Here is an 18,416-nt window from a genome sequence, read left to right as displayed (position 1 = left end):
ACGACGACAAAGTCCGGGCCGGCCGCGGCAAAGCGGCCGGCCCGGACTTCGTGATCAGGCGTGAACTCAGACCAGGTCGTACCGGTCCGCGTCCATGACCTTGTGCCACGCCGCGACGAAGTCCCGCACGAACTTCTCCTTCGCGTCGTCGCATCCGTAGACCTCAGCGAGCGCGCGCAGCTCGGAGTTCGCACCGAACACGAGGTCGACACGACTACCGGTCCACAGGCGCTCACCCGTGGCGTCGTCGTAGCACTCGAAGGTCTGAGACGTGTCATCGACCGGCTTCCACGTGTGGCCCAGGTCGAGCAGGTTCACGAAGAAGTCGTTCGTCAGCGTCCCCGGGTTCTTGGTGAAGACACCCAGCTCCGAGTCCTGGTAGTTCGCGCCAAGGACGCGCAGGCCACCGACGAGGACCGTCATCTCGGGCGCGCTCAGGTCGAGCAGGTTCGCCTTGTCGAGGAGCAGGTACTCGGCGGGCAGCCTGCCGTTCTTGCCGAGGTAATTGCGGAACCCATCCGCGACCGGCTCCATGTAGGAGAACGACTCGACGTCGGTCTGCTCTTGGGTGGCGTCGCCGCGACCAGGCGTGAAGGGCACCTCGATGTCGTGGCCAGCGGCCTTGGCGGCCTGCTCGACACCGACACAGCCGCCGAGGACGACCAGGTCGGCGAAGGAGACCTGCTTGCCGCCGGTCTGCGCGGCGTTGAAGGACTCCTGGATGCCCTCGAGCGTGCGGATCACGGTCGGAAGCTTGTCCGGCTCATTGACCTCCCACGTGTTCTGCGGCTCGAGGCGGATGCGGCCACCGTTGGCGCCGCCGCGCTTGTCGCTGGCCCGGAACGAGGACGCCGCCGCCCACGCGGTCTTGACGAGCTGCGACGTGGTCAGGCCGGACTCGCGGATCCGCTCCTTGAGGTCGGCGATCTCGGCGTCACCGATGATCTCGTAGTCCGGCGTCGGGATCGGGTCCTGCCACAGCAGTTCCTCGTCGGGCACCTCCGGTCCGAGGTAGCGCTGGATCGGGCCCATGTCGCGGTGGGTCAGCTTGTACCACGCGCGCGCGAAGGCGTCAGCGAACTCGTCCGGGTTGTCCTTGAACCGCCGGGCGATCGGCTCGTAGATCGGGTCGTACCGCAACGACAGGTCGGTCGTCAGCATCGTCGGCGGACGTGTCAGCGAGCCGTCCTCCGGGTCCGGCACGGTGTTGGCGCCCGCGCCGTCCTTCGGCTGCCACTGGTGCGCACCGCCAGGGCTCTGGGTCAGCTCCCACTCGTAGCCGAACAGGTTCTCGAAGTACTGGTTGCTCCACCGCGTCGGCGTGGACGTCCAGGTGACCTCGAGGCCGCTGGTGATGGCGTCCCTGCCCTTGCCGGTGCCGTAGCTGTTCTTCCAGCCGAGACCCTGCGCCTCGATCGGAGCCGCCTCCGGTTCCGGGCCGAGGTTGCTGTCGGGTGCGGCGCCGTGGGTCTTGCCGAAGGTGTGCCCACCGGCGATCAGCGCCACGGTCTCCTCGTCGTTCATCGCCATCCGGCCGAACGTCTCGCGGATGTCCCGTGCGGCGGCGATGGGGTCCGGGTTGCCGTTCGGGCCCTCCGGGTTGACGTAGATGAGGCCCATCTGGACCGCGGCGAGCGGCTCCTCCAGCTCACGGTCGCCGCTGTAGCGCTCGTCGTCTAGCCAGCCGGTCTCCGGGCCCCAGTAGACGTCCTCATCGGGCTCCCAGACGTCCTCCCTGCCGCCTGCGAAACCGAACGTCTTGAAACCCATCGACTCAAGGGCGACGTTACCGGTGAGGATCATCAGGTCGGCCCACGAGATCTTGCGGCCGTACTTCTTCTTGACCGGCCACAGCAGCCTGCGGGCCTTGTCGAGGTTGCCGTTGTCCGGCCAGCTGTTCAGCGGCGCGAACCGCTGCTGACCAGCGCCGGCGCCGCCACGGCCGTCGCTGACGCGGTAGGTGCCCGCGCTGTGCCACGCCATGCGGATCATGAATGGGCCATAGTGGCCGAAGTCCGCGGGCCACCAGTCCTTCGAGGTGGTCAGGACTTCCTCGATGTCCCGCTTGACGGCGGCGAGGTCGAGTGACTTGAACTCCTCGGCGTAGTTGAACTCCTCGCCCATGGGGTCGGCCACGGCGGGGTTCTTCGCGAGGATCTTGAGGTTGAGCTTCTCTGGCCACCATTGGCGGTTCCCGCCGCCCTGCGTTGGGTGCGGAGCCCGCCCGTGCACGACCGGGCAGCCGCCCTGCTCGGTCGCTTCGGTGGCGGTATCGGGACTGTTGGTCATCAGAATCCTTTCAGGGATCAGACAGCGTGCTCAGGAACTGGGTGCGTGGAGCAGTCGGGGCACAGGCCCCAGAAGATGACCTCGGCCTCGTCGATGACGAAGCCGTTGTCGTCGGACTCGGTCAGGCAAGGCGCGGTGCCGACGACGCAGTCGACGTCGGCGATGGCGCCGCATGAGCGGCACACGGCGTGGTGGTGGTTGTCCCCGACCCGTGACTCGTAGCGCGCCACGGTCCCCCTTGGCTGGATGCGTCGCACGAGGCCCGCGTCCGTCAGCGCGCTCAGCACGTCGTAGACGGCCTGGTGTGACACCTTGCCGAGGCTGTCCCGAACCGCACCGATGATCGAGTCGGTATCGGCGTGCGGGTTGTCGTGCACCGCGGCGAGCACAGCTACCCGGGGGCGCGTCACACGCAGCGCGGCCCCGCGCAACATACGCTCGAAGTCCGACGTCGTTGGCACGCTTCGAAGTATGGACCGTTTTCTGGAATTAGTCAAGAAACGATGTGGCGTGTCTTGACGACGTCGCCCGTCCGCGTGGCGGTGGCCTTCGGCTACGGCGTGGTGGTGTCACCAGGGCACGAGATCGAGCCGGGCGTCGCGTCCGGGTGAATCGGCCCCGGCCGTGCGGAGAGGGCGTCCGCTGCCGTCGCGCCTCGATGGCAGGCGACGATCTCGGCGATGATCGACACGGCGATCTCGGCGGGGGTGCGAGCGCCGATGTCCAGCCCGGCAGGGCCACGGATCGAGTCCGCGAGTTCGGCGCTGACACCGTTGGTGAGCAGCCAGTCGCGCCGTCGTGCCTGGGTGCGGCGGGAGCCCATCGCGCCGATGTAGGACGCGTTCGACGTCAGCGCGGCGGCGAGAGCGGGGCCGTCGAGCTGGTCGTCGTGGCTCAGGACGATGACCGACTCGGTGGCTGGCAGCCGCGACGTGACGTCACTGAGCGAGGTGGCGACCACCGGTTTCCAGCCAAGGGTGATACCGATCGACTCCAGTGCCGTGGCCACGTCGCCGGATCCGACGATGAGGATCTGATGTTCGCTCACGGCGGTCAGGATACGTCGTTTCCAGGCTCGGGCAGTACGTGGAAGCGATTCGCTGGCTAGATGACAACATCGATTATTGAGAATATCAATGATTGATGCCTGCTAGGCTTGCGTGGGAACCTGGACAGAGGGGATGAGATGGCTGCGAACGGTGGCATAGCCGATGACGTCGGCTTCCTGCTCTCACGCGCGAGTGGTGTCGTGGCGAGGTCGGTGAACAAGGCGCTGGCGCCGCTCGGTCTGCGCGTCAGGTCGTACTCGGTGTTGCTGTTCGCCTGCGAGTGGACTCCCGGGATTACCCAGCGGCAGCTGGCCAGTGTGATGGGCCTTGACCCGAGCCAGATCGTCGCGCTTGTTGACGATCTCGAGCAGCGTGATCTGGTGACTCGCATGCCTGATCCTGCCGACCGCAGGAACAAGCTGATCACCGCGACGGATGAGGGCTACCAGCTGCGGGACGAGGCGTTGCGGCGGGTCGAGGACGCCCACGCGAGCCATTTCGAGCACCTGTCGCCTGCCCAGCTCGATGATCTGCGGAGGATGCTGCACCAGATCGTCTTCGCCGACGAGTAGGTGCCGCCAAGGCTGGCGCTCCCACGGCTGGCGGCAAGTGCTGGCGACAAGTGGTGATACGACCAGACCGGCCCTCGGTACCTCAGTGCGCGTAGTGCTGGCGCAACTGGTCCTTACGCACCTTGCCGCTCGCGTTTCGGGGAATCTCGTCCAGCGTGATGAACGACTTCGGAATCTTGTAGCGAGCGAGTCGCCGCTCGAGGTGCGCGACGATGTCCGATGTGGAGAGTTCGGCCCCTCGGCGAGGGTGATCGCGGCGCGCGGCACCTCGCCCCACTTCTCGTTCGGAATTCCGAACACGGCGCAGCTTTCGATGCCGGGCACGTCGAGTAACACCGCTTCGATCTCGGCTGGATAGATGTTCTCGCCGCCGGAGATAATCATGTCCTTGCTGCGGTCGACGATACGGACGAAGCCCTCCGCGTCCGGCTTCCCGATGTCTCCCGAGCGGAACCAGGAGCCATCGACGAACGCGTGCCTTGTCGTCTCCGGCTTGTTCCAGTATCCCCGCATCACATTCGGCCCCGAGATCTGCACCTCACCTGGTTCGTCCGCCGCGACCGGTGCGGCGGCGACGACCACCCGCTGCTTCGTGCCCGCCCGCTCAGCGGCGGGTACGGCGGTCTCGGTCACCGGTGCGGAATGGATCAGCACGGCGGCGCCCGAATCTTCGAGGAGTCAAGTACGTCAAGTACGTCACGTACTGATCACGAGATTCGACACCGCTCGCTACCCATCAGCGGTAGCCGGTGGTATCCGCTGGCTTGTTCTTGCTTTGTACTTCTTCCATGTAGCGCCAGGCGTCGGGGCGGCTGCCATCGATGTCGGTGAAGTCGTAGATCTTCGCCGCGTGGCCGGATGAGACGGTCTGGCCGTTCCAGCGCGACACGTGTGGGTCTGCCGCGAGGGCGGCCGCCGCGCGGCCGACGAAGGTCGGGGACTCCGAGATCGCGAAGTGGGGTTCGTTGTCGGTCGCGTCGCGCCAGTTGTCTTCGGTCACGCCGAAGTGCTCCAGCATGGCCTCGGAACGCAGCCACCCTGGAGTCAGCGCGACCGCCGTGCCGCCGTAGGGACGCAGCTCTTCGGACTGCGCCAGTGCCATCCGTTGCACCGACACCTTCACCAGGTCGTAGAAGAAGCCCGCGTCGGCCCGATAGTTGGCGTTGAACTCCGCGGTGCCGTCGGTCATCTCGATCACGAGCCCGCCCTCGCGGCGGATGAGCAGCGGTAACGTGAAATGGCTTGTGATGGCGTGGGTGTCGATCCCGAGCCGCATCATTCGTAACCCGCCATCGAGCGAGTGCTCCCACAGCTTCTGCTCGAACTCCATGTAGCGGTCGCCGCCCCAGACGTCGTTCACCAGCACATCCAAGCGGCCTTGTTCTCGGTCGATCCGCGCCACCAGTGCCGCCACCTCATCCGGCACGAGGTGGTCTACCCGGACCGCGACGCCCGTGCCGCCCGCCGCGGTCACCAGTTCCGCGGTCTCTTCGATCGTCTCTGGCCGGTTCATCTCCGACCGCTGTTCCCGTGTCGTCCGGCCCGTGGCGTACACGGTCGCCCCTCGCCGACCCAGTTCAACCGCGATCGCGCGTCCCGCCGCTCGCGACGCGCCCGCGACCAGTGCCACCTTGCCCCTCAGTTCATCCATGCCGACAACCTTGCCGGACAGGACTGACAATCTCGGGGCGTCGAGTGCGGAGCGCTAGCGACTCCGACGTCGCGTGTCGCGGTTCTCGAACCGTACCCACGGCCACGTCATCAGTGCCCACACCGTGAGCAGCAGGGCGGCGACCGCCAGCAGGTACCAGGGCCATGGGCCGAGCAGGTCCAGTACGGATACTGTCTCGGATTTGCGATTGAGGAAGCCGTAGTTGGCGCCCGCCGCGGTGTTGAACGCCATCGTCACCGCTGCCCACGTCGCCGTGATCATGACCGTGATGCGGTAGTCACGCCAATCGGTGCGCATGCCGAGGCCCCAGGTGAGATAGATCGCGGCCCAGACGACCATGAGGTGGCTTCCCCAGAAGAACAGGAAGTTGACGTGCGGGAAGTCCGGTCCGGTCAACGCCGGTGAGACCAGGGCCTGGGTGCTGAGTACGAGTCCCCAGTAGTAGGTGAGCGCATACGCCCACTGACGTCGGAAGAACAGGGCGTAGGAGGCGACCAGCGGCACGAGGTCGGAGATGTGCAGCGGGACGGACCTTTCGATGTCCGGCGGAACCGTCTCGTAGAGCAGATCCGCGAGACTGAGCGCGAACAGCGTGACCGCGAACGCGCGGCTGAAGCGCCGTGCCCGTGCCGCGCTACGATGCCCGCGGCCGACATAGACCACCAGCGCCGCTCCGACCACGAACACCAGCAGCACCAGCCAGTGTGACGGGCCGTAGGCGCTGAATTCTCGCTCCGTCGTGATCGGACCCACGCTGATGACCGTAACCTTGGCACGTACTGCTCGCTCCGACCGGCACGAGACCCGAGAAACGGCGACACTGGTCCGGAGTTGAAATGGAGGTATTAGTGCTCGACATCGGCGTGCTCACCTGGGTGGTGACCATTGGACTGATTCTCGTCCTGCTGGCCGTCGACTTGATTCTGGCCGCGGCGCGTCCCCACCGGATCGGCTTTCGCGAGGCGACGGCATGGTCGGTGTTCTACATCCTCGTCGCCGTGGCGTTCGGCGTGTGGTTCACCCTCGCCCACGGCGGGACGTTCGGCACCGAGTACTTCGCGGGCTACATCGTGGAGAAGAGCCTGTCGGTCGACAACCTGTTCGTCTTCGTCATCATCATGACGACCTTCGCGGTGCCGGAGGAGCATCAGCACAAGGTGTTGACCTTCGGCATCGTGTTGGCACTGCTGATGCGGGCGGTCTTCATCGCGCTCGGCGCCACGTTGATCGCGCTGTTCTCCTTCGTGTTCCTGCTGTTCGGCCTGCTGCTGATCTTCACGGCGGTCCAGCTGTTCCGTCACCGCGACGAGGACCCGGACGTCGACGACAATCCGATGGTCAAAGTGGCCCGGCGGGTCTTTCCCATCACCGACGACTACGTCGGCGGCAGGCTCGTCACGCGCATCGACGGGCGGCGCATGGTCACGCCGCTGTTCATCGTCCTGATCGCCATCGGCAGCATCGACCTGCTGTTCGCCCTCGACTCCATTCCGGCGGTGTTCGGGGTGACGGAGGAGCCCTTCATCGTGTTCACCGCGAACGCGTTCGCGCTCCTCGGTCTGCGTGCGTTGTTCTTCCTGGTGAAGGGGCTGCTGGACCGCCTGGTGTATCTGTCGTCCGGCCTGGCGCTGATCCTCGGGTTCATCGGCGTGAAGCTCATCCTGCACTGGGCCCACGTCGACATCGACGAGCGGGTGCCAGAGATCTCGACTCCACTGAGCCTCGCGGTGATCGTCGTCGTTCTCGCCGTGGTGACCGTGGCCAGCTTGATCAAGACTCGCCGTGACCCCACCGTCAAGGCGCACGCTGGATCACTGCGTGCACACCCGGCGAAGTCCGAGCTGAACCGGCCATGATTGGCCCGCGTCCAGTGGCGATCAGTCGGTGGTCTCAGCGTTGGCGGATGGTGATGGTTACTGGTCCGCTGCCGGAGGCGGCGACGCGGAGGCGGTTGTCGCGGGCGGGGCCCATGACGTGCCCGCCCTCGACGTCGATCGTGTAACCGTCGGGGTAGTGCAGCGGGCTGACGAAGATCACGCTCGGTACGCCGAGAGCGCGCGGCCGGTAGACGTAGTGGAAGTCGCCGGTGTCCGGGTCGAACGACAGCTCCATCGGTGTGCCCGCGGTGGCCTGCGGGTAGGTGCGGACCAGGGTGCGGAGTTTCCGTGGTTTGGCCGTGCTCAGGTCGGCGTCGTCGGTGAACATGCCCTGGGCCGAGTCGGCGGTGGTCGGGTCGTCCCATGTCTTGTATGACCAGTGCATCCAGCTCGTGAAGTGGCGGTCGGCCACCGCCGTGTCGATCTCGAGGGCTTCGATGTTGTCGGTGGCGCCGAACTCCGTCATCACCCCGACCGCGCGCATCCGGTCGCCTTGGTCGAGGGCGGCCTGGGTGCGGTCCTCGCTGAACTCCTGGCACTTGCTCACGTCAGTTCCCGGAATACCCTGGGATTCGAAGAACACCTGGGGGCAGTAGTTGTGCCAGGAGTAGCCGAGCTGGTCCTCGCCGTCCACCGGACCGTAGTTGGTCGGCACCTCGCGTCCACCCGCGAACTGCTGGGGCTCGAAGTAGACGATGTTGCCGGGGTCCACCTGGCGGATCGCGCGTAGTGCGCGTTCCATCGCGGGCTGCAGCTCGTTGGGGTAGCTGTCTGGGCAGCCGGTGAGCAGGCAGTCCGGCCATTCCAGCCCTGCCCACGGTTCGTTGAGCAGGTCGTAACCCATCGAGTATGGCTGGTCGCGCCAGCGTTGCGCGACGACTTTCCATGCGGCGGCCCAACCGTCGAGCAGGTCGTGCTTGTTGGCCCAAAACTGGTCGAACACCGTCGACACCTCGGGTGTCCAGTAGCCGAGCGGGAAGGGTGCGGTCACTGGTGGGAGCAGGCGGTACGGCAAGGGCCGGTGGACCGCCCAGTCCGGCACGCCGCCGCCCCCGTAGGTTTCGTGCCACTGATCCTGGTGGAAGTCGAACTGCATCCAGATTTCGTGCTCGGCGAGCTGGTCGATCACGCGCTGCCACGCGGCGAGGTATGTCTCGTCGGCGACGCCCGGACGGTCGGGGGTGACGCCCGTCCACAATGTCCCGATCCGTGCGCCGTTGAACCCGTGGTCGTAGAGCCATCGCGCATCGTCGGCGGTGAAGCCCGATGGCTCGTTCGGCGGGACGTAGGGGTCGTGCTTGAAGACGAGGTTCATCCCGTGCACCAGGACTACCCGGCCGTGCTGGTCAACCAGCCAGCGATCCTCGCGCCGCAGCTGCGGCGGGTCGGGTTCGGTCGCGTGCGTGGGTGGCGCCTGTAGTAGTCCCGCCGTGAGTAGTACCAGCCACAGCAACGAAAACGTACGGCGCACGATCCCCATCAACCCTCAACCCCGTCCTGTTCAGCTGACGTCCCTCGCGAGAACGGTACACCAGAAACTAGAACACGTTCCAGATGTGCGGGCTGCCGCATTCTGTTTGTCCGAAACTTGAGTCGTAAAGACTCAAGTTTGGGAACACTGACGCGCGCAAGTACGTATCTATGGGTGAAAGCTCTAGCTCGGCGGCGCCGGGCAGAGCGAACTATCACCCGTGACCGTTGAGGAGGTGCCTATGTCTCTGCCAGTTGTCCGATCGAACCGCGATGTGGGGCGGTGGGACCCGTTCCGCGAGTTCGAGGATCTCCATGCGCAGATGGGTCGCTGGATGGACACGATGCTTGGTCGGATCGGTGACGGCTGGTCCTCGTGGTCACCGCTGGCGGACGTGTCCGAGACCGATGATGCCTACGTGGTCGAGGTGGACCTGCCTGGTGTCAAGCGGAACGACATCACGATCGACCTGTCCGGCAGCGAGTTGACGATCACCGGCGAGCGCACGGAGAAGGAGCGTCAGGGCTGGTTCCGTCACCGCACGCGCCGTACCGGCCAGTTCCGCTACAGCGTGACGCTGCCGCGCGATGTTGACGCGGACAAGATCGACGCCACGCTTTCCGATGGGGTGCTGACCGTACGGGCGCCGAAGTCCGACGCGGCCAAACCCCGCCGCATCGCGATTACCCAAGGATGATTACCCCGCATCATCGATCACGTCTCCCGGCCAGTGGTGCCTAGCGCGCCGGGAGACGCCGTCAACGATGCCCTGTTTCCCAGCAGGAGGTGGCTCATGAACACGTCACCGTTCGCTGGCGGACTTGCCACTCTCCCCACACCGCCAAGCGGATGGCCTATCGGTTCGTACGCGACGTACGCGGAAGCGCAACGCGCGGTGGACTATCTCGCCGACAGTGAGTTTCCGGTCCACGACGTCACGATCGTCGGGGTCGATCCGCTGATCGTCGAACGCGTCACCGCTCGCCTGACGTGGCCCCGGGTGCTGCTCGGCGGTGCCGCCTCCGGCGCATGGTTCGGTCTGTTCGTTGGACTGCTGCTCAGCCTGTTCACACCCGGCCCGATGTTGCCGCCGCTGCTCGTCGGCCTGGTCGCCGGTGTCTCATTCGCCACGACGTTCGCCGCCGCCAGCTACGCGTCGCTGAAGGGCCGCCGCGACTTCGAGTCTCAAACCCAGTTCGTCGCTGGGCGGTACGACGTGCTTTGCGAGCCACGGAACGCGGAGAAGGGCAGGGACCTGCTCGCGCAGCTGTCCTTGGCCAACGACCCGGTCACACCGTAGCCGGTGAGATCCGGCCGCTCAGTCGGCTTAACCATCGTCGCGTTGGCTGACGCCAAGGTCGTCGAGCAATGCGGCGATCCGACGTTGTTCCGCGGCGACGAACGCGTCGAATTCCGTTCCGGTGAGGAAGGCGTCGGTCCATCCGTGCTTCGCGACCGCCTCCTGCCATGTGGGTGAGGATCGCATGGCTTCGAGCGCCGCGACGGTGGCGGCATGCTCGGTGGCGGTCAGATCGGGCGGGGCCAGCAGCCCGCGCCAGTTCATGAACTCGACGTCGATGCCGGACTCGATGAGTGTCGGGGCGTCGATACCGGGTACTCGGCGCGCGCCCGTCACGCCGAGCACCCGCACTTCGCCCGCCCGGATCGCCTGAAGGTTCTCCGCCGCTCCGGTGAGTGCGAAGTCCACATCTCCGGTGAGCAGCGCCGCCAGCATCTCACCGCCGCCGTCGTAGGGGCGGTACTTGACATCGGTCGGCGCCACGCCGACGCCCCGCGCCAGCAGCATCGCCGCCAGATGGTCGGGCCCGCCCGGCTCCGAACCGCCGCCGACGGTGAGCCGCGCTGGATGCTCACGCAGTTCGGTGACCAACTCATCGAGGGTGTGGTATCGCGAGTCGCGGGTCACGACGACGGCTTCGGCCTCCTCGATCACCCTGGCCACCGGAGTGAGTTCGTCGACCGCGTCGTCGAGTCCAGCGAGGTGCGCGTTGGCGAGCAGACCAAGACCCATCTGCAGCAGAAGGGACCCGTCGCCCTGCTCGAACCGCGCCCTGCTGAGCGCGGCCATACCCCGGTCGCCAGGCAGGTTGACCACGTCGACACGCGCGGTGACGCCGGAATCCTCCGCGGCGGCGGCGAGGATGCGCGCCGTCATGTCGTACCCGCCGCCAGGCGGAGTCGGCACGAAGACACGCATCCGGTCCTGCGCCGTTTCGCCGCCCACCGCGCACCCACCAAGGGCGAGTGCGGCGATGACGGCGGCGAAGCGCCGAGCAGTCCTCATGACACCAGTGTCTCCTCTTGCTCAGCCTTCTCCACGTTCCGATTGTCCCGCACGGCGCGGCCGGTCCCGCGCCGCCGGAGCATTCCGATCGCGGCCGGTAGCAGCGACAGGATCGCCAAGCCGAAGAGGACCGCCGGGATCGGCTTGGTGACGAACACCGTCCAATCGCCTCCGGAGATCTGCAACGCCTGGCGCATGGACTTCTCCATGAGCCCGCCAAGGATGAGACCAAGGATGAGCGGTGCCGCCGGGAAGTCGTTGGCCCGCATCAAAAAGCCGAGCACACCGAAGCCGAGCAGCAGCCACAGGTCAAAGGTGCTGAAGCTGATGCCGTAGACGCCGACCACGCAGAACACCACGACCAGCGGCAGCAGCATCGCCCTCGGCATGCGCAGTACCTTGGCGAACAGCGGGATCAGCGGCAGGTTCAGCACCAGTAGCACGATGGTCCCGACGTACATGCTGGCCACTACGCCCCAGAACACCTCGGGCCGGTCGGTCAGCAGCAGCGGCCCAGGCTGCACGTTGAGCACGAGCAGTGCGCCGAGCAAGATCGCCGTCGTGCCTGATCCGGGTACGCCGAGCGTGAGCAGCGGAACGAACGAACCGACGCACGCCGCGTTGTTGGCGGACTCGGGCGCCGCGACACCCTTGATGTTGCCCTTGCCGAAAGTGGCGCCGTCCCTGGCGATGCGCTTCTCGAACGAGTAGGACAGGAACGAGGCCACGGTCGCCCCCGCACCGGGAAGCACCCCGGTGAAGAACCCGAGCACCGAGCCGCGCACCGTCGGCGGTGTCATCGTCGCGGCTTCCTTACGCGTCAGTCGCAGCGAGGTGACCTTGCGCAGCTCGCTGTTCTTGCCGCGCTTGCTGAGCAGCACCAGCACCTCGGCGAGCGCGAACACGCCGAGCGCCACGATGAGGAAGTCAATCCCCTCGAACAGCTCGGGCAGCCCGAACGTGAACCGAGGCGCAGCCGTCTGCGTGTCGATACCCACCAGGGCGATGATCACCCCGACGATCGCGGCGATCAGCCCCTTGTTGATGTTCTTGCCGGACAGCGTCACGACCGCCGTCAGGCCGAGCACCATTAGCGCGAAGTACTCGGCGGGTCCGAAGCTCGTGGCAAAACCCGCCAGGGTCGGGGCGAGCAGCATCAGCCCGACGACGCCGATGGTGCCGCCGATGAACGATGAGATCGCCGCGATGGCCAGCGCCTTGCCCGCCTGGCCGTTGCGGGCCATCGGATAGCCGTCGAACGACGTGGCGACCGTCCCCGCGACGCCTGGTGCGTTGAGCAGGATCGACGATGTCGAGCCGCCGAAGATCGCCCCGTAGTACACCCCGGCGAGCATGATGATCGCGGTGGTGGGGTCCATGCCGAACGCCACCGGGATCATGAGCGCGATCGCGCTCATCGGCCCGAGGCCGGGCAGGATGCCGATGATCGTGCCCGCGAGTACCCCGATGAACACGAAGAGGAGGTTCTCCGGCAGCAGAGCGACACCGAACCCGGCGACCAGCTGGTTGATGGCTTCCATGTCAGGGCTCCTCTACAGCGGCAACGGACCGGTCGGCAGCGCGACGTCAAGGCCGACGGACATCGTCAGGTACAGCACCAACGGGACAGCGACGCTGACCACGCCGTTGACCAGGTGCCTCGGGTAGCCGAGGTACCAGGTCAGGGCGGCGAGGTAGAGCGCGGTGGCCAGCACGAATCCCAGTGGCTCGAAGGCGAGCACGTACAGGCCGAGCGACCCGACGAACAGACCGATCTCCGCCGCGGGGCTGCCCAGCCTGCCCAGCCGTGCCGAGGTGGCCGGAGCGGGCTGGGCTTGCTCGTCCGCGTCGTGGGTGTCGGACGGCGCGTCCGTCGGTCGTTCAGTGCGTTCGAAGAACAGCGCCACGGCAAGCACCAGTAGCGCGATGCCGAGCCAGCGCGGCAGGGTGTACGACTGCACCGGCAGGTCCACCGCGGCGAAGTCCGGCATGCGGAAGGCCGCGACCAGGTACGCGACGGCGAACGCGGCGATCGCGATCGCTATGGTGCGGTTGGAGAACTGGAAGCGTGTCATGGCGCGGACCCCTACCGCAGCCCGATCTCGCCGAGGATGTCGGCGGTGGCGTTCTTCTGCTCGTCGAGGAAGGTCCCGAACTCGTCGCTGCCGAGGTACGAGTCCGCCCAGCCGTACTTGGCGATCTCGGTCCGCCAGGCGTCGGTCTTGGTGAGTTCCTCGAACTTGGACTCGTAATAGGCGACCTGGCCGTCGGTGAGGTCAGCGGGTCCCATCACGCCACGCCAGATGTCGTAGGTGTAGTCGACACCCGCTTCTTTCAGCGTCGGCACGTCAGGCAGCGTGTCGAGCCGCTCGTCGGACGAGACCGAGAGCACCCGGACCTTGCCGCTCTTGGCCAGTTCGGTGATCTCGCCCGCTCCGCTGACCGCCACGTCCACGTGACCGCCGAGCAGTGCGGTCGTTGCCTCGCCGCCGCCGTCGAAGGGCACGTACTTCAGGTTGGAAGCGTCGACTCCCGCTGCGTTCGCCGCGCCCGCGACGGCGACGTGGTCCATGCTGCCCGGAGCCGAACCGCCCGCGATGCTCAGCGACGCGGGATTCTCCTTGAGCTTGGTGACGAGGTCGTCGAATGACTTCAGCGGGGAGTCCGCCGGCACGAGGTACGCCGCGTAGTCGGTGGCGAGGCGGGCGATCGGGGTGAAGTCGGTGTGATCGACCTCCGACTGCCCCGCGAGCGGAACGAGCACGATCGGTGGGCTTGTCACGAAAAGCTTGTGCGGGTCACCCGCGTTGCCCGCGACGTATGCCCAACCGATCGCGCCGCCAGCGCCAGGCTTGTTGATCACCTGCATGTCCTGGTCGATCTTCCCGGTGTCCTCCAGGATGCGGCTCGCCGAACGCGCCAGGGTGTCCCAGCCGCCGCCGGTCTCGGCGGGCGCGACCATCTCGATCGGCTGGCTCGGCGTCCAGTTCGCGTCATCGCCCGCTTGGCTGGCGCCACACGCGGACACCGCAAACAGCGACGCGGCCGCCGCTCCCGCGATGAGCGGGCGAGTTCGAAACCGTCGAAACATCCGAAACATCGTTGTCTCCTCACGTCTGTGTGAACTGCCACACAGAGTTACGGGAGGACGTGTCGTCGGTGAACCCTTCTGTGCGTAGTGGGAGTAGTGCTCGTAGACGTCGTTGTGTTCGTAGTGTTCACTGGTCAGGCGGTTCCGGACGTGGGAATCTCTGAGCGTGCGACCACGGTTGACTCTCGCTGGGCAGCTTCTCGCCCTGCAGCTCACGATCATCGTGCTGGTGCTCATCGCGGTGACCGGGGTGTCGCTCGCCCAGTTCGACATCGGGTTCCGTCAGTCGGAGAGCCAACGGATGCGTGCGATCGCCGAGACCGGCGCGTCCACCGAGGCGATCCGCGTCGCGCTCACGGACACATCGAAGCAAGGCATCCTGCCGCCGGCCGCTGACCGCTTGCGTGCCTTGTCAGGGGCGGACTACGTCGTCATCACCGACGCCGACCGGCGCATCTTGGCATCGCCCAATCCCACCGCGATCGGTGATCGCCTCGACCTCGCGGACAGCCCGGTGCTGAGCGGGCAGGCCTGGACAGGGATGACCACAGCGGACGGTCACCGGTTCGTCACCGCCCATGTCCCGGTAGTCGCGAGTGCCGCGGTCGTCGGCGTGGTCGCGACAGGGCGCCGCTACCCACCGCTGGGCGAGCGGCTGATCACGGCGGCGCCAAGCCTGCTGGTCTACCTTGGCGTCGCCGGAGTGCTCGGCGTCGCTGGCTCGCTGCTGCTCGCGCGACGGGTGAAGCGGCAAACCCTCGGCCTTGAGCCCGTCGAGATCACTCGTCTCGTCGAACATCGGGAGGCCATGCTCCACGGGATCAAGGAGGGTGTCATCGGACTGGACACCGAGAATCGGGTGACACTGATCAGCGACGCGGCGATCCCGCTGCTCGGGCTGCCGTCGCGGGCCAGGGGCCGTCGCCTCGAGGACCTCGCGATCCCACCGGGCCTCTACGACGCGCTCACCGAGGACTCCGGAGACGGCGACCGGATCGTGGCCATCGGCGATCGCATCGTCACGCTGAACCGGATGCCCCTTGTGACCGACGGCGAGCCGGTCGGCTCGGTCACCACTATGCGGGACCGCACCGACCTCATCGCGCTACGCAACGAGCTGGACGTCACCAGGACGACGACGGAAGCCCTTCGAGCGCAGGCGCACGAGTTCAGCAACCAGCTGCACGCCATCGCCGGCTTGCTGGAACTTCAGGAGTATGACGAGGTCAGGCACTATGTCAGCCGGGTATCGGGCACGCGCGCCGAGCTCTCGCACGAGGTGACATCGCGCGTCGCCGACCCGTCGGTCGCGGCACTCCTGATCGCCAAGGGCAGCCTTGCTACCGAGCAGGGCTGCACCTTGCGAGTGCACGACGACACGTCACTGGGTCCGCTGGATGAGGACCTCTCGGCGGATCTGGTCACCGTGGTCGGAAACCTGGTCGACAATGGACTCGAAGCCGCGCGCCCTGGCGTCGTCGAGGTACAGCTCACCGAGTCCGAGAACGACGTGGCGATCCGTGTGCGCGACTCCGGTGCGGGCGTGCCGGACGAGTTGCGGGAGAAAATCTTCCAGCGCGGGTTCTCCACAAAGGACGGTGTGGGAACCGATGGCAGGGGATTCGGGCTCGCGTTGATCCGCGTCATCTGCGAACGTCGGGGAGGTCGCCTGACAGTGGAGTCGCCCGGCGAAGGCAGTTCATGGGGGACCGAGTTCGTCGCGCGATTGCCCCGCGCGACGGGAGGAGGTCGGGCGTGATCCGGGTCCTCGTCGTCGACGACGATTTCATGGTGGCGAGGGTTCACCGTGGTCTTGTGGAACGGACGCCCGGTTTCGCCGTGGTCGCTGAGGCCCACACCGGTGCCGACGCGCTCACGCTCGTCGAACGGCTCAAGCCGGATCTCGTCCTGCTCGACATCTACCTGCCGGACATGAGCGGGATCGAGGTGCTGCGACAGCTGCGGGCGAGTGAATCCACCCCAGTCGACGTTCTCGTCATTACCGCCGCACGGGATGCGGACACCGTCCGCGACGCCCTGCGCGGCGGGGCGGTGCATTACATCGTCAAGCCGTTCGACTCGGCCGCGTTGAGCGACCGCCTGTCTGAGTACGCCGAGAAACACCGCGAGCTGCGGGAGATCACCTCGCCGAGCCAAGCGGACATCGACCGGGTGTTCGGCGGCGGCCGCTCGAGACCGTCGATGCCGAAGGGACTCAGCGAACAGACCGCGGACCTCGTACGGGACGCGCTGCGGGACGCCGAAGAGGGGCTCTCGGCCAGCGAGTGCGCCGCGCACACGGGAGTGTCCCGGGTCAGCGCCCGCAGGTACCTTGAGTTCTTCGCCGAATCCGGCCTCTCCGAGGTCCGGCTCCGGTACGGCAACGCGGGCCGCCCGGAACGCCGCTACCACTGGATCGGCCGGTGACCTCCCTGGGTTCGCGAACCTGGGGCGAGGCTTTACCCGCTTCCGTGCCCTTCGTGCAGCTTGATCACGCGGTCGGCGAGCCTGACCGATTTCGGAAGTCCGCGAGAATTATTTGAGCGGTGTGAGTGCCGCTCAAATGTGAGCATGCCTCAGTTTATTCCGCGTTTCTTGTGCTCCGCTTAGTGTCGTCCTGAGCAGCACTTATCGGATCAATCGAAGGATTATTTCGCTGCCGTTCATGAATTGACCGCGCGAGCCTTCCCCAAGTCACGATTATTCCGCTGCCGCTTTCTGGGTGGCTTTTCACGGGAGAAGGAGAACCATGCGTATGACAACTCGCCGCGGCATGTTCGCCGCCGCGTCAGCCGTGCTCGTCGCGGCCCTCGTCACGGCCGTGGTGCCCTCGGCCAGCGCCGATGAAGGGTTCTACAGTCCGCCGTCTCCGCTGCCAAGCGGGCAGGACGGCGACATCATCAAGTCGCAGCCATCGAAGTACAACAACGCCACGTCCACTCGGATCATGTACCTGACCAGGGATGTTAAGGACGAGCGGATCGCGGTTACCGGGTCGGTCATCGTGCCGGACAAGCAGTGGAGTGGTGGCGGTCCGCGGCCGATCGTGGCGTACGCGCCGTTCACCGCGGGTATGGGTGATCAGTGTGCGCCGTCGAAGACGTTGGCTGGGGAAGGTCAGCAGGATATGGCGTCCGGTTACCAGAACAGCTTCGTGGACACGTTGCTGAACAAGGGGTTTGCCGTCGCCCAGACCGACTACCAGGGGCTTGGTACGCCGGGCGAGCACACGTACGTGATGCGGGCCGCGGAGGGCCACGCCGTGTTGGACGTGTTGCGGGCGGCTCAGCGCTTGCCGGACGCTGGGCTCGATAAGGACGCACCGCTGGGTATCGCTGGCTACTCGCAAGGCGGCGGGGCGTCCGCGGCGGCTGCCGAACTGGCCGAGAGCTATGCCCCCGAACTGGATATCAAGGGCGCTTACGCGGGCGCGCCGGTGGCCGATTTGGGGATGCTGGCCGAGACACTGGACGGCAGCATGTATGCCGGATTCCTCGGCTTCGCGCTGATCGGCATCAACGAGGCGTACCCGGAGGCCAAGATGCTCGAGTTGGCCAACGAGAAGGGCGCGCAGGCGTTCATGGATCTCCGGACGAAGTGCACGCTGGACGCCGTTTTCGGCTACTGGTATACCGACACCAGCACGCTGACCAAGGATGGCAAGCCGGTCGCCCACTACTTGGATCAGTCGCCGTTCAAGGAGATCGTGGCGGAGAATCAGCGTGGCAGCATCAAGCCTGAGGTGCCAACGCTGGTCGAGCACGCGCCGGTGGACGATGTGCTGCCCTACGAGCAGGGCAAGCAGATGGCCAAGGACTGGTGCGGCAAGGGTGCCGCTGTTCAGTTCAAGGACCTGACCGTGTGGGGTCCGTACTTGTCGCACGTCATGGGCATGAACTCGGCGCCGTCGAACGCGGCCAACTGGCTCAACGACCGCTTCACCGGCAAACCCGCGACGAGCAACTGCGGTCAGTTCTGACTCCGGCGGAGAGCCTGACCCTGTTAGCCCTCGGGGTCAGGTTCTCATCCGGCCGTGGCTCCCGTTCGGCGCCCGCTTCACACAATCCTCAGGTTTCTCCACGTCGTCTCC

At 66.4% G+C, this 18,416-nt stretch carries 18 protein-coding genes and 1 pseudogene; 7 read left to right on the top strand and 12 right to left on the bottom strand.

The window, feature by feature from the left end:
- Positions 1 to 66 precede the first annotated feature (66 nt).
- The 3 genes from katG to ACFQGD_RS26320 form a co-directional block, all read right to left on the bottom strand.
- Entirely contained in the window at positions 67 to 2,289 is a 2,223-nt protein-coding gene (gene katG, locus ACFQGD_RS26330) for a catalase/peroxidase HPI (protein WP_345404951.1), read from the bottom strand.
- 17 nt (positions 2,290 to 2,306) lie between these two features.
- Entirely contained in the window at positions 2,307 to 2,750 is a 444-nt protein-coding gene (locus ACFQGD_RS26325) for a Fur family transcriptional regulator (protein WP_345404948.1), read from the bottom strand.
- Between the two features lie 92 nt (positions 2,751 to 2,842).
- Positions 2,843 to 3,337 carry an XdhC family protein gene (locus ACFQGD_RS26320; protein ID WP_345404945.1) on the bottom strand — a complete coding sequence of 165 codons (495 nt, stop codon included), beginning with the start codon at positions 3,335 to 3,337 and terminating at the stop codon, positions 2,843 to 2,845.
- Positions 3,338 to 3,475: 138 nt separating this feature from the next.
- Here ACFQGD_RS26320 and ACFQGD_RS26315 point away from each other — a divergent pair, with 138 nt between their 5' ends.
- Positions 3,476 to 3,910: a MarR family winged helix-turn-helix transcriptional regulator gene (locus ACFQGD_RS26315; protein WP_345404942.1), complete on the top strand. Its 435-nt coding sequence runs from the start codon at positions 3,476 to 3,478 to the stop codon at positions 3,908 to 3,910.
- An 82-nt stretch (positions 3,911 to 3,992) separates the two neighbouring features.
- On the opposite strand, the gene ACFQGD_RS26310 is transcribed toward ACFQGD_RS26315, so the two are convergent.
- The 4 genes and pseudogenes from ACFQGD_RS26310 to ACFQGD_RS26295 form a co-directional block, all read right to left on the bottom strand.
- The gene (locus ACFQGD_RS26310) at positions 3,993 to 4,187 is read right to left on the bottom strand and encodes a hypothetical protein (RefSeq protein WP_345404938.1); all 195 of its coding nucleotides are present in this window, start codon (positions 4,185 to 4,187) and stop codon (positions 3,993 to 3,995) included.
- Positions 4,188 to 4,192: 5 nt separating this feature from the next.
- A pseudogene (locus tag ACFQGD_RS26305) lies at positions 4,193 to 4,294 on the bottom strand (hypothetical protein); the annotation flags it as partial.
- A 352-nt stretch (positions 4,295 to 4,646) separates the two neighbouring features.
- Entirely contained in the window at positions 4,647 to 5,561 is a 915-nt protein-coding gene (locus tag ACFQGD_RS26300) for an SDR family oxidoreductase (RefSeq protein ID WP_345404935.1), read from the bottom strand.
- A 54-nt stretch (positions 5,562 to 5,615) separates the two neighbouring features.
- Positions 5,616 to 6,335: a YwaF family protein gene (locus ACFQGD_RS26295; RefSeq protein ID WP_345404932.1), complete on the bottom strand. Its 720-nt coding sequence runs from the start codon at positions 6,333 to 6,335 to the stop codon at positions 5,616 to 5,618.
- A gap of 95 nt (positions 6,336 to 6,430) precedes the next feature.
- Here ACFQGD_RS26295 and ACFQGD_RS26290 point away from each other — a divergent pair, with 95 nt between their 5' ends.
- Complete coding sequence (locus tag ACFQGD_RS26290) at positions 6,431 to 7,438, top strand: TerC/Alx family metal homeostasis membrane protein (RefSeq protein WP_345405236.1); 1,008 nt, start codon at positions 6,431 to 6,433, stop codon at positions 7,436 to 7,438.
- A 34-nt stretch (positions 7,439 to 7,472) separates the two neighbouring features.
- On the opposite strand, the gene ACFQGD_RS26285 is transcribed toward ACFQGD_RS26290, so the two are convergent.
- Positions 7,473 to 8,930: a cellulase family glycosylhydrolase gene (locus ACFQGD_RS26285; protein WP_345404929.1), complete on the bottom strand. Its 1,458-nt coding sequence runs from the start codon at positions 8,928 to 8,930 to the stop codon at positions 7,473 to 7,475.
- Positions 8,931 to 9,171: 241 nt separating this feature from the next.
- Here ACFQGD_RS26285 and ACFQGD_RS26280 point away from each other — a divergent pair, with 241 nt between their 5' ends.
- Complete coding sequence (locus ACFQGD_RS26280; RefSeq protein WP_345404926.1) at positions 9,172 to 9,627, top strand: Hsp20/alpha crystallin family protein; 456 nt, start codon at positions 9,172 to 9,174, stop codon at positions 9,625 to 9,627.
- 96 nt (positions 9,628 to 9,723) lie between these two features.
- Positions 9,724 to 10,230, top strand: coding sequence for a YflT domain-containing protein (locus ACFQGD_RS26275; RefSeq protein ID WP_345404923.1), 507 nt, complete (start codon positions 9,724 to 9,726; stop codon positions 10,228 to 10,230).
- Positions 10,231 to 10,257: 27 nt separating this feature from the next.
- Here the strand turns inward: ACFQGD_RS26275 and ACFQGD_RS26270 are convergent, their stop codons facing one another.
- Genes ACFQGD_RS26270 through ACFQGD_RS26255 form a run of 4 tightly spaced genes read right to left on the bottom strand, consistent with a single transcriptional unit; the run spans position 10,258 to position 14,326 of the window.
- On the bottom strand, positions 10,258 to 11,235 hold the full coding sequence (locus ACFQGD_RS26270) for a Bug family tripartite tricarboxylate transporter substrate binding protein (RefSeq protein ID WP_345404920.1): 978 nt from the start codon (positions 11,233 to 11,235) through the stop codon (positions 10,258 to 10,260).
- A complete protein-coding gene (locus tag ACFQGD_RS26265) occupies positions 11,232 to 12,776 on the bottom strand; it encodes a tripartite tricarboxylate transporter permease (RefSeq protein WP_345404917.1) in 1,545 nt (514 codons plus the stop codon). Before ACFQGD_RS26265 ends, ACFQGD_RS26270 begins: the two co-directional genes overlap by 4 nt.
- Positions 12,777 to 12,788: 12 nt before the next feature.
- Positions 12,789 to 13,310: a tripartite tricarboxylate transporter TctB family protein gene (locus ACFQGD_RS26260; protein ID WP_345404914.1), complete on the bottom strand. Its 522-nt coding sequence runs from the start codon at positions 13,308 to 13,310 to the stop codon at positions 12,789 to 12,791.
- An 11-nt stretch (positions 13,311 to 13,321) separates the two neighbouring features.
- The gene (locus ACFQGD_RS26255) at positions 13,322 to 14,326 is read right to left on the bottom strand and encodes a Bug family tripartite tricarboxylate transporter substrate binding protein (RefSeq protein ID WP_345404911.1); all 1,005 of its coding nucleotides are present in this window, start codon (positions 14,324 to 14,326) and stop codon (positions 13,322 to 13,324) included.
- Positions 14,327 to 14,492: 166 nt separating this feature from the next.
- Between ACFQGD_RS26255 and ACFQGD_RS26250 the strand changes: the two genes are divergently transcribed.
- From ACFQGD_RS26250 to ACFQGD_RS26240, 3 genes are all read left to right on the top strand, one after another.
- Positions 14,493 to 16,085 carry a sensor histidine kinase gene (locus ACFQGD_RS26250; protein WP_345404908.1) on the top strand — a complete coding sequence of 531 codons (1,593 nt, stop codon included), beginning with the start codon at positions 14,493 to 14,495 and terminating at the stop codon, positions 16,083 to 16,085.
- Entirely contained in the window at positions 16,082 to 16,753 is a 672-nt protein-coding gene (locus tag ACFQGD_RS26245) for a response regulator (protein ID WP_345404905.1), read from the top strand. The genes ACFQGD_RS26250 and ACFQGD_RS26245 overlap by 4 nt, the downstream gene beginning before the upstream one ends.
- A 322-nt stretch (positions 16,754 to 17,075) precedes the next feature.
- Positions 17,076 to 18,305, top strand: a complete 1,230-nt coding sequence (locus ACFQGD_RS26240; RefSeq protein WP_345404902.1) for a lipase family protein — start codon at positions 17,076 to 17,078, stop codon at positions 18,303 to 18,305.
- Positions 18,306 to 18,416: the final 111 nt, after the last annotated feature.

The sequence above is a fragment of the Haloechinothrix salitolerans genome, assembly GCF_042662605.1.
GTDB classification, from domain to species: Bacteria; Actinomycetota; Actinomycetes; order Mycobacteriales; family Pseudonocardiaceae; genus Haloechinothrix_A; species Haloechinothrix_A salitolerans.
This window is presented reverse-complemented; position numbering and strand designations above follow the sequence as displayed.